This window comes from Oleiphilus sp. HI0043, assembly GCF_001634935.1.
The window spans coordinates 1-1,870 of record NZ_LWEY01001293.1 but is presented as its reverse complement, the minus strand read 5'-3'; the positions used below and the strand labels follow the sequence as shown (position 1 = coordinate 1,870).

Here is a 1,870-nt window from a genome sequence, read left to right as displayed (position 1 = left end):
CTGAAGCCACAAGATTTTCATCTTCATAAGCAATAAATGACAGGTCGAGCCCCCAGGTTTGGGCAATCGGGGTAAGGTCTGAGAAGAATGCAATGACTGGGCCGTTCTGGCCAACTGGGTCCCATGTGCAAACAGTTTTCTGCTCGAGTTTTGCTGAATGAGCGCTGACGCAGAAAAGAGAAAGTAGCGATATAATGAAAAATCTAGGGAACATTGTGAAAAGCAGTCCGTATTTGCTTCGGTGTAAAAAATATAGGCGCTATTGTATCGCAGCATTGAAAGCTATGCAGTGAATCAGGTCGAATTCTTTGCTTAACGACGAAAGAGACTTTATATCCGTTTCACAACTATGACTTAAAGCACTTAACAAATTACAGAGGAAGGTTTAAGGTTCCGCGCTATAGACTTGGAGTAAGAGAATCTCCTGGCGAGTGATGTAATATGGATAGAATACGCAAGAGGTATGGATGAGTAGGGCTGTTTCGAGTATCAAGGGTCGCTGTATGCGCGAATGCAGGAAGAGTCTTCGTCTTGTTATATATTGCGTGTTGGCTTGTGCATCCTCGTTGGTTGGTGCCGAGCCTCCCGAAGGGCTGGACTTTATTGGTGGCTATTATGAGAAAGGTGAGTATAAGTGTTATGCGGAGCCTTGCTTTACAATTCATAAAGGAACCGAGGCAGCTGCTGCGAAAGACCGGCCTTTTTCCCCAAGAGATTGGCAACCTAGAACACGAAGTTGCCAAAAAGCTTATACACAAGCGCTGGCAACAGCGAGTACAGTCGATATTCGCTATGCCAAAAAAGGTGACTGTGTTTTCGTTGTCGAAGGCGAATGGCTTGACCCCTATACCACCGAAGTTATTACTGAGTTAGGTGATATCGCACTAGATCAGTTGGTGAGCTATAGAGAAGCCCACCGTTACGGTGGTGCGTACTGGTCTCATGCTCAACGTATGGAGCTGGTGAGCGATTCAGATAACATCGTGCCGGTAGCTTCCATGAGCAAAAAAGCCCGCGCAGGGAAGTCGCCGACCCAGTGGATGCCCGAGAACAAAGCTTATTGGTGTGACTATATCGTGCGCCGAGAGATTATTCAGCGCAAGTATAAGCTTTATCTGCCAAGAGAAGAGCGCGAATTTCAGCAGGAAATTAAAAAACTCTATTGCAAGTACTAGCTGAAATGATAGCGGCTCAGTGACTATCTAAAGGCCGGTTATAAGCGCTTATTTAACAGGGAAATAAGTTTCATTGGTAGTTCTGCTGAGGCTAACACTTCTCCATGACTTGGAATTAAGATTGCTGGTTGGTCATTGTCTATTTGCTTCAATGCCCACTGTTTAAACGTGGCCTTATCGTCAAGAAGAAACCACTTGATCACTTGACTCATTTTTAAACCCGGTGCAGCGCCAAGCACTTTCTGCATGACTTTTGCAATCGGCTGGTTAGACATGCGTTCATAGTTCAAAAAGCTATCACAAGTAATCCATAAGCTGGTTTGCGAGTCTTTATCGTGCTTTTTAAACCAGGCATCATGACCCCGGTGACCTGGTGGAATCAGTACAGAGTAATTAAATGGCAGTGGCGGTAACTCACTTTCCAGTGCAGTGATATCGCTTTCTGAACTAGCTACCCCTTGTTTAACTAAACGCTTGATCGCCCCTTTACTTGCATACAAGCGATGTTTCGGAAAAGCATCTCGCCAGGCTTGAACGCCCATATAGTGAAAACTGTTTGGCATCACCAGGTGCATGCAGAGCTCTTCATTTAGCCATTCTTTGGGAAAGGCATCGATCAAAGATTTACCAGGGCTGATAATCACGATGTCTGAATCACTTGTTTTGATCGCGATAGAGTTTGAAACAAAGTTTGG

1 protein-coding gene and 2 pseudogenes are annotated in these 1,870 nt (G+C 45.0%); 1 reads left to right on the top strand and 2 read right to left on the bottom strand.

The window, feature by feature from the left end:
- A pseudogene (locus A3729_RS34040) lies at positions 1–214 on the bottom strand (hypothetical protein); the annotation flags it as partial.
- A 253-nt stretch (positions 215–467) separates the two neighbouring features.
- Here A3729_RS34040 and A3729_RS16875 point away from each other — a divergent pair.
- Positions 468–1,175 carry a hypothetical protein gene (locus tag A3729_RS16875; RefSeq protein ID WP_156490203.1) on the top strand — a complete coding sequence of 236 codons (708 nt, stop codon included), beginning with the start codon at positions 468–470 and terminating at the stop codon, positions 1,173–1,175.
- 38 nt (positions 1,176–1,213) lie between these two features.
- On the opposite strand, the pseudogene A3729_RS33185 reads toward A3729_RS16875, so the two are convergent.
- Positions 1,214–1,870: pseudogene (locus tag A3729_RS33185) on the bottom strand (hypothetical protein); the annotation flags it as partial.